Origin of the sequence: Streptomyces aureus (assembly GCF_001418135.1) — a bacterium.
Taxonomy (GTDB): Bacteria; Actinomycetota; Actinomycetes; order Streptomycetales; family Streptomycetaceae; genus Streptomyces; species Streptomyces aureus_A.
Map to the genome: position 1 here is coordinate 1 of NZ_LIPQ01000517.1, position 8,500 is coordinate 8,500.

An 8,500-nucleotide genomic window follows, 5' to 3' on the forward strand; every position below is an offset into this window, starting at 1 on the left:
CATCTACGCCCCCACCGGCGCCCCGATCGCCGCCCCCACCATGGGGCTCCCCGAGCAGATCGGCGGCGAGCGGAACTGGGACTACCGCTACACCTGGATCCGTGACGCGTCGTTCTCGGTGCGCGTCCTGCTCGACCTCGGATACATCGAGGAGGCCGACGCCTTCCGCCGCTGGCTCGGCGGCCGCGGCCGCGCCGCGCGCCCGCCCGGCGCCGAGCCGATGCAGATCATGTACCGGGTCGACGGCGACCCCCGGCTGCCCGAGGAGGTCCTGCCGCATCTGTCCGGCTACCGCGACTCCTACCCCGTACGGGCCGGGAACGGAGCCGCCGACCAGCTCCAGCTCGACATCTACGGCGAGTTCGCCTACGCGATGACCCACTCACCGGATCTGGCCGAACTCGCCGGCTACGAGGGGTGGAAGGGGTTCGCCGCGCTGCTCGACTGGCTCTGCGACAACTGGGACCGCCCCGACGAGGGCATCTGGGAGACGCGGGGCGGACGCAAGCACTTCACGTACAGCCGGATGATGTGCTGGGTGGCCCTGGACCGCGGCATCCGTCTCGCCAACGAGTACGCCCGCCCCGCCGACCTCGCGCGCTGGACCGCGCAGCGCGACGCGATCCTGGTCCAGGTCATGGAACGCGGCTGGAATCCGGAGCGCAAGGCCTTCGTCCAGCACTACGACAGCGAGGTGCTCGACGCGTCCCTGCTGCTCATGCCGCTCGTAGGCTTCATCTCGCCGAGGGCGCCCTCGTGGCTCTCCACGCTCGACGCCATGGACCGCGAACTCGTCACCGACAGCCTCGTCTACCGCTACAACCCCGAAGCGTCCCCCGACGGACTGCGCGGCTCCGAGGGCACGTTCTCGCTCTGCAGCTTCCTCTACGTCGAGGCCCTCGCCCGGGCCGGCCGTCTCGACCAGGCCCGCTTCGCGATGGACAAGATGCTCACGTACGCCAACCACGTCGGACTCTTCGCCGAGGAGATCGGCCGCACCGGCGAACAACTCGGCAACTTCCCCCAGGCGTTCACCCACCTCGCCCTCATCACCGCCGCGATGGCCCTCGACGAGGAACTCGACAAGGCCGCCGACCGCAGGTGAGCCCGACGGCGGCGGGTACGGGCCCGCTGCCGGCGTCGCCGCGCCTTCCGGCGCCGGGCCACGGCTCGCGGGCGTCCGCGAAGCAGGCGGGACTCGCGTCTCCTGCGCGGCCTGGACCGTACGGCGAGCCGGCCGGCGATGCTCCGTCGCGCGGACCTCGCCCGGTACGCCTCGCGCGTGTCTCCGCGCCGACCGGGTGAGCCGCGTCTCACCGGGGCGGTCGCGCTTGCCTATGCAACTCGTTGCATAGAAGGATTCCGGGTGTGGCGATCGAACACGCGATTCTCGTGTCCCTCCTTGAGAAGCCCGGATCCGGCTACGAGCTGGCCCGGCGCTTCGAGCGGTCCATCGGGTACTTCTGGACCGCCAGCCATCAGCAGATCTACCGCGTGCTCAAGCGGATGGAGAGCGACGGCTGGGTCGACGTCCGGGACGTGCCGCAGCACGGCCGTCCGGACAAGAAGGAGTACACCGTCGCGGACCTGGGCCAGGCCGTGCTGTCCAGCTGGATCCACGAACCCATCGAGCCCGAGAGCATCCGGCACGACCTGGCCGTGAAGATCCGGGGCGCGGCCTTCGACGACCCGGCCGCGCTGATCCACGAGGTCGAGCGGCACCGGCGCGCGCACACCGAGCGCCTCGCCCACTACCTCGCCGGCGAGGAGCGCGACTTCCCGGGACCCGGGCGGGGATCGGGGCAGGGGCAGGGTGCGGGATCAGACCCGGGCGAGGAGACGCCCGCCCCCTCCGGCCCGCTCGACGCCGGCCGGGAGCTCCAGCACGTCGTACTGCGCGGCGGTATCGCGTACGAGCGGATGACGCTCGCCTGGCTCGACGACGTCCTCGCCACCCTCCACCGGCTCGCCGCCGCGCGCTGAGGCGCGCCCCCGAGCCGCCCGACCACCGCACTCCACACCCTCCACCGCACCCCACCGGACCGAAAGACGGAGCCCATGGCCGACTCGCTGCTGTTCAACCCGCACACCTACGACCCGGCGCACTTCGACCCCGAGACCCGGCGGCTGCTCCGCGCCACCGTCGACTGGTTCGAGGCGCGCGGCAAGCGCCGGATCATCGAGGACTACCGCACGCGGGCCTGGCTGGGCGACTTCCTCGCCTTCTCCGCCAAGGAAGGCCTGTTCGAGACCTTCCTGACGCCGTCCGCCGAGGCCGGGACCGACGCCTCCGGGGGCGGGCAGGACAAGCGCTGGGACACCGCCCGCATCGCCGCCCTCAACGAGATCCTCGGCTTCTACGGACTCGACTACTGGTACGCCTGGCAGGTCACCATCCTCGGCCTCGGCCCGGTCTGGCAGAGCGACAACGCCGCCGCCCGCGCCCGTGCCGCCGAACTCCTCGCCGAGGGAGAGGTGTTCGCGTTCGGTCTCTCCGAGAAGTCCCACGGCGCCGACATCTACTCCACCGACATGCTCCTGGAGCCCGAGGCCGACGGCGGCTTCCGCGCCACCGGTTCCAAGTACTACATCGGCAACGGCAACGCCGCCGGACTCGTCTCCGTCTTCGGCCGCCGCACCGACGTCGAGGGCCCCGACGGCTACGTCTTCTTCGCCGCCGACAGCCGCCACCCGGCGTACCACCTCGTCAAGAACGTCGTCGACTCCTCGAAGTTCGTCAGCGAGTTCCGTCTGGAGGACTACCCGGTCGCCGCCGAGGACGTCCTGCACACCGGCCGCGCCGCCTTCGACGCCGCCCTCAACACCGTCAACGTCGGCAAGTTCAACCTGTGCACCGCCTCGATCGGCATCTGCGAGCACGCGATGTACGAGGCCGTCACCCACGCCCAGAACCGCATCCTCTACGGCCGCCCCGTCACCGCCTTCCCGCACGTGCGGCGCGAGCTGGCCGACGCGTACGTCCGTCTCGTCGGCATGAAGCTGTTCAGCGACCGCGCCGTCGACTACTTCCGCTCCGCCGGACCCGACGACCGCCGCTACCTCCTCTTCAACCCGATGACGAAGATGAAGGTGACCACGGAGGGCGAGAAGGTCATCGACCTCATGTGGGACGTCATCGCCGCCAAGGGCTTCGAGAAGGACAACTACTTCGCCCAGGCGGCCGTCGAGATCCGCGGCCTGCCGAAGCTGGAGGGCACGGTCCACGTCAACCTGGCGCTGATCCTGAAGTTCATGCGCAACCACCTCCTCGCGCCGGCCGACTACGAGCCCGTACCGACCCGGCTGGACGCGGCCGACGACACCTTCCTCTTCCGGCAGGGACCGGCCCGCGGCCTGGGCTCCGTCCGCTTCCACGACTGGCGCCCCGCCTACGACACGTACGCCGGAGTGCCGAACGTCGCCCGGTTCCGAGAGCAGGCCGATGCCCTCTGCGAGTTCGTCCGCACCGCCGCGCCGGACGAGGAGCAGAGCCGCGACCTCGACCTCCTGCTCGCCGTCGGCCAGCTCTTCGCGCTCGTCGTCCACGGCCAGCTGGTCCTGGAGCAGGCCCGTCTGACGGAACTCGACGAGGACGTCCTCGACGAGCTGTTCGCCGTGCTCGTACGGGACTTCTCCGCCCACGCGATCGAGCTGCACGGCAAGGACTCCGCCAGCGAGCAGCAGCAGGCGTGGGCCCTGGGAGCCGTCCGGCGCCCGGTCGTCGACGAGGCCCGCTCGGGCCGGGTCTGGCAGCGCGTCGAGGCGCTGTCCGGCACGTACGAGATGGCGCCGTAAGGTCCCGTCGGCCGGGGCCGGGGCATGCTCGCCCCGGCCCCGGCCGGAACGCGACGGCGTGCCGGTCGAGAATCTGACGAGGCCGAGGGTGCGCGCCCCGGCCTGGGCGTGCAGGCCCGGGGCGGTGCGAAGGCCTGGGCATGCAGACCCGGGGCGGGCAGGGCCCCCGTGCGGTGCGAGCCGGCCTGGGCGCGCAGGCCCGCGCGCGACCCGGCCGGGCGTGCGGCGCTCTGCGAGCAGGTCGTCCCCGCGACCGGCCCCGGTAGGGTTGCCGACGGCGAGGGCGGCAGGCTGCTGCCCCGCCGTTGTCATGTCGGGGCCGACGGCGCCCCCGGCGCAGATCCGCACATGCCCCGGCCCCGTCCGCCGCGGGGCGTGCCCACGCGTGACAGGTTCCTCGTCCTTTGTCCTCTCTCCCCGCACGTGTTCCCTTCGCGCGTCTGCGTCCCGACTGGCTGAACGATCCCAAGGTCTGGCGCACCGAGGTGCTGGCCGGTCTGGTCGTCGCCCTCGCGCTGATCCCCGAGGCGATCTCCTTCTCGATCATCGCCGGGGTCGACCCCGCGATCGGCCTGTTCGCGTCCTTCACCATGGCCGTGACCATCGCGATCGTCGGCGGACGCCGGGCGATGATCTCCGCCGCGACCGGCGCCGTCGCGCTCGTCATCGCACCGCTCAACCGTGAGCACGGGCTCGGGTACCTGATCGCCGCGGTCATCCTCGCCGGCGTCATCCAGGTGATCATGGGTGCCCTCGGGGTGGGGAGGCTGATGCGGTTCATCCCGCGCTCGGTGATGGTCGGGTTCGTGAACGCGCTGGCCGTCCTGATCTTCATGACCCAGGTGTCCGAGCTGCGGAACGTCCCCTGGGCCGTCTATCCGCTCCTGGCGGCCGGGCTGCTGCTCCTGGTGTTCCTCCCGAAGGCCACCACGGTCGTCCCCGCGCCCCTGGTGTCCATCGTGATCCTCACCGCGGTGACCGTGGCCGCCGGGATCGCCGTACCCACCGTCGGGGACAAGGGTGAGCTGCCGTCCTCGCTGCCGACGCCCGGCCTGCCCGACGTGCCGTTCACCCCGGACACGCTGACGACGATCGCGCCGTACGCCTTCGCCATGGCGCTCGTCGGCCTGATGGAGTCCCTGATGACCGCCAAGCTCGTCGACGACCTCACCGACACCCGCTCCGACAAGACCCGTGAGTCCATCGGTCAGGGCATCGCCAACATCGTCACCGGCTTCTTCGGCGGCATGGGCGGCTGCGCCATGATCGGTCAGACAATGATCAACGTGAAGGTGTCCGGCGCCAGGACCCGGCTGTCCACCTTCCTCGCGGGTGCCTTCCTGATGGTGCTCTGCGTCGTCTTCGGGCCGGTCGTCTCCGACATCCCCATGGCCGCCCTGGTGGCCGTCATGGTGATGGTGTGTTTCGCGACCTTCGACTGGCACTCGATCGCTCCGGCGACCCTCAGGCGCATGCCCGTCGGGGAGATCGCCGTCATGGTGATCACCGTCGTGTGCGTGGTCGCCACCCACAACCTCGCCGTCGGGGTGGTAGCCGGCTCGGTCATCGCCATGATCATTTTCGCCAGGCGGGTGGCCCACCACGCCGAGCTGAGCGCCGTGACCGAACCCGACGGCACGACTGTCGTCTACCGGGTCACAGGCGCGCTGTTCTTCGCGTCGGCCAACGAACTCGTGGGCCGGTTCGCGTACGCCACGGACCCCGACCGGGTCGTCATCGACCTCTCGGCGGCCCACGTCTGGGACGCCTCGTCGGTCGCGGTCCTCGACGCGATCGAGACGAAGTACGCGCAGCGCGGCAAGACCGTCGAGATCACCGGCCTGAACGACCCGAGCGCGGCGCTGCACGGCAGGCTCAGCGGAGAACTCGCGGGCGGCTGAGGGCGGGGGATCCGGGACCGGGCCCAGCAGCGGTGCCACCGTCCGTCGCGCCGCGCACGAACAGGCCGTGGTGTTGCGTGGGCAGCGCGCGGACGAACTCCTCCGGCGCGGTCGGCTGCGCATGACCGCGGTGGCGGACGCGGTAGGCGAACGCCCCCGTGGTCCCGGCGCCGCGATCAGGGGTGGGGCTCCACCGGCAAACGGAGGTGAAGTGCAGGTCAGAGCCCTGATATATTCATCTTGTCGCCGCGAGTGATCATCCCTCACCGCGACGCACACCTTGTCCGGGTGGCGGAATGGCAGACGCGCTAGCTTGAGGTGCTAGTGCCCTTTATCGGGCGTGGGGGTTCAAGTCCCCCCTCGGACACGACGGTTCGTCGTACGAAGTGGTGGTCGAGAGCGATCTCGGCCACCACTTCGTCGTTTCCGGGCGCGGAGCCCGCACCGGGTCGCATCAGCAGCGATCCCGGGTCCCTCACCAGCGGCGCCGTCCCCACCGCGTTGCTCACGTCGAAGGTCACGCTGCCCGCGCGGTAGCGGTCCTCGGTCCCGGGCCGCCGGGTCTCAGTCGCGCTCGCGCTCGCGCAGGTACGTCTCCAGGGCGGCGGCCCCGGCCAGCATCGCCCGGCCGCGTGTGGACAGCCGGTCGCGCCAGTCGCCGAGCGCGGCCTCCAGCGGTTCGAGACCACCGGCCGCCCGCACCTGGGTGATCAGCGGGGCGATCTGCTCCAGCAGGTAGCCGCCACGCCTGAGTTGGTGGACAAGGCGGGCGTCCCGGACGTCGGCCTCCTCGTAGACGCGGTACCCGGTGAGCGGATCGCGGCGGGGGCGCACCAGCCCGGCGCGTTCCCAGGCGCGCAGCGTCGCGGGCCTGATGCCGAGCCGCTCCGCGAGGGGCCCGATGAACGTTGCTCGGGGCGCGGGGCGTGTGCCACCCGGCTCGGTCGCGGGGGTGACGGGCTCCAGGTCGCGGAGGGCGTTCTCCACGGCCCGGAGGGTCCGGCGGTCGTCGAGGAGCTGGGCGTGGCTCTCGTCGACGAGACGGAACGCCTCCTCGGCCGCGTCCTCGTTCACCGCCCGCATGATCGCCGTCGCCGTCCGGTGGCCGTGGCCGGGCAGCAGGGCGAGGAAGGCGCGGAGCGCGCCCGCGTGCAGCGAGGTGTAGCCGCGGTATCCGGAGGGCGTGCGGGCGGCGGCCGGAAGGGCGCCGGCCTCCTCGTAGTTCCGGATCGCCTGTGTGGACAGACCGTGCTCGCGCGCCAGGTCGACAGGCCGAAGCTGTCCGGCACTTTGAAGGTTTCGTCCCATGGCTCCGTCGATTTCGCGCAGAAGTTTCAACCGGGTGTTCAACGATACCGTTGAAGGCATGGCTACCGACATCAAGGACGTCACCCATGCCGTCGAGCCCGCCGCTGTCATGGGCCTGCTCCGGGGCAGGCCGCGGCTGCTCGCCCTGGGAGAGCCCACGCACGGCGTGGACGCGCTTCTCGGCGTACGCAACGAACTGTTCCGGCGGCTCGTCGAGGAGGAGGGCTACCGGACGATCACGATCGAGAGCGACTGCATGCGGGGTCTGCTCGTGGACGACTACGTCACCACGGGCGCCGGCACCCTCGACCGGGTCATGGAGCGGGGATTCAGCCACGGTTGGGGCGCGTCGGCCGCCAACCGCGAGCTCGTCCGCTGGATGCGCGCCTTCAACGACGGCCGCCCGGCGGCCGACCGGATCCGCTTCGCGGGCTTCGACGGACCGCTGGAGATCACCGGCGCCGAGAGCCCCCGGGAGGCCCTCACCGCACTCCACGGCTACCTCTCCACCCGGGTGGACGCGGAGCTGCTCCACTCCACCTGCACCATGGACACACTCGACCGCCTGCTCGGCCCCGACGAGCGGTGGACGAACCCCGCCGCGATGACGGACCCGTCCCGGTCCGCGGGCCGGTCGGCCGAGGCCACGGAGCTGCGGCTGCTCGCCGACGACCTGGTGGCGCTGCTGGATGCCCGGGCGCCGCACCTGATCGCGACGAGTTCGCGGGACGACTGGGACCGGGCGCGCCTGTACGGCCGCACGGCCACCGGCCTCCTCCGCTACCACTACTGGATGGCCGACACCTCGCCGAGCCGCATGACGCGGCTGGTGAGCCTGCGGGACCGGATGATGGCCGACAACCTCCTGGCGGTCGCGGGTGCCGACGGTGACGCCGCCGCTCCGGGGGCCGTCGGCCGCGCGGCCCGCGTGGGCCGGGCCCCGGTACTGGTCCACGCCCACAACGGCCATCTCCAGCGGCACAAGAGCTCGATGCGGATGGGCGGCCTGCCGGTCGAGTGGTGGAGCGCGGGCGCGATCGTGAGCGCCCAACTGGGCGAGGGGTACGCCTTCCTGGCGACGGCACTGGGAACGATCCGGCACCAGGGAATCGACATCCCGCCGCAGGACACCGTCGAAGGACTCCTGTACGCGGGCCCGGAGGAGTGCTCGGTCGTCGACGCCCGCGGTCTGGCCGCCACCTTCGGCGACTCCCCGCCCGCGCCGCGCGTGTCCCCCTGGTTCGGTTACGCGCCGCTCGACCCGGCGCACCTCGCCGACGTCGACGGCATCGTGTTCGTGAAGGACGTCTATTGATCAGAAACGGTTCGGGTTCCGGGTCGCTGTAGGGGTGTGAGCGACCTGGTAGGGGACGCACGGCATCTCTCGCCGTCGGTGCAGGAGGTCCTGCGGCTGGTGACACCGGCGCGGATCGCGCCGGTTGGCCGGGAGATCGTCCTGAACTTCGTCTCGGATGCGACGCTGGGCCTGCCGAAGT

6 protein-coding genes and 1 tRNA gene are annotated in these 8,500 nt (G+C 71.4%); 6 read left to right on the plus strand and 1 reads right to left on the minus strand.

Going from position 1 to position 8,500, the window contains the following annotated elements; translation table 11 throughout:
- From AOK00_RS32870 to AOK00_RS32890, 5 genes are all read left to right on the plus strand, one after another.
- Positions 1-1,105: glycoside hydrolase family 15 protein (locus tag AOK00_RS32870; RefSeq protein WP_173861702.1), on the plus strand; the 1,105-nt coding region annotated here is incomplete at its 5' end.
- Positions 1,106-1,368: 263 nt separating this feature from the next.
- Positions 1,369-1,983 carry a PadR family transcriptional regulator gene (locus AOK00_RS32875; RefSeq protein ID WP_055603814.1) on the plus strand — a complete coding sequence of 205 codons (615 nt, stop codon included), beginning with the start codon at positions 1,369-1,371 and terminating at the stop codon, positions 1,981-1,983.
- A gap of 75 nt (positions 1,984-2,058) precedes the next feature.
- Positions 2,059-3,795 (plus strand): acyl-CoA dehydrogenase family protein, encoded by a 1,737-nt coding sequence (locus tag AOK00_RS32880; RefSeq protein WP_055603815.1) that lies wholly within the window; start codon positions 2,059-2,061, stop codon positions 3,793-3,795.
- Positions 3,796-4,199: 404 nt separating this feature from the next.
- A complete protein-coding gene (locus AOK00_RS32885; protein WP_055603816.1) occupies positions 4,200-5,696 on the plus strand; it encodes a SulP family inorganic anion transporter in 1,497 nt (498 codons plus the stop codon).
- 282 nt (positions 5,697-5,978) lie between these two features.
- Positions 5,979-6,063, plus strand: a tRNA-Leu gene (locus AOK00_RS32890).
- A 197-nt stretch (positions 6,064-6,260) separates the two neighbouring features.
- Here AOK00_RS32890 and AOK00_RS32895 read toward each other — a convergent pair.
- On the minus strand, positions 6,261-7,004 hold the full coding sequence (locus tag AOK00_RS32895; RefSeq protein WP_055603817.1) for a TioE family transcriptional regulator: 744 nt from the start codon (positions 7,002-7,004) through the stop codon (positions 6,261-6,263).
- A gap of 58 nt (positions 7,005-7,062) precedes the next feature.
- Here AOK00_RS32895 and AOK00_RS32900 point away from each other — a divergent pair, with 58 nt between their 5' ends.
- Positions 7,063-8,319: an erythromycin esterase family protein gene (locus AOK00_RS32900; protein WP_055603818.1), complete on the plus strand. Its 1,257-nt coding sequence runs from the start codon at positions 7,063-7,065 to the stop codon at positions 8,317-8,319.
- Positions 8,320-8,500 lie beyond the last annotated feature (181 nt).

Coding starts and splice junctions, on each gene's coding strand:
- AOK00_RS32880 (WP_055603815.1), top strand. CDS start 2,059: ATGGCCGACTCGCTGCTGTTCAACCCGCACACCTACGACCCGGCGCAC.
- AOK00_RS32895 (WP_055603817.1), bottom strand. CDS start 7,004: ATGGGACGAAACCTTCAAAGTGCCGGACAGCTTCGGCCTGTCGACCTG.
- AOK00_RS32900 (WP_055603818.1), top strand. CDS start 7,063: ATGGCTACCGACATCAAGGACGTCACCCATGCCGTCGAGCCCGCCGCT.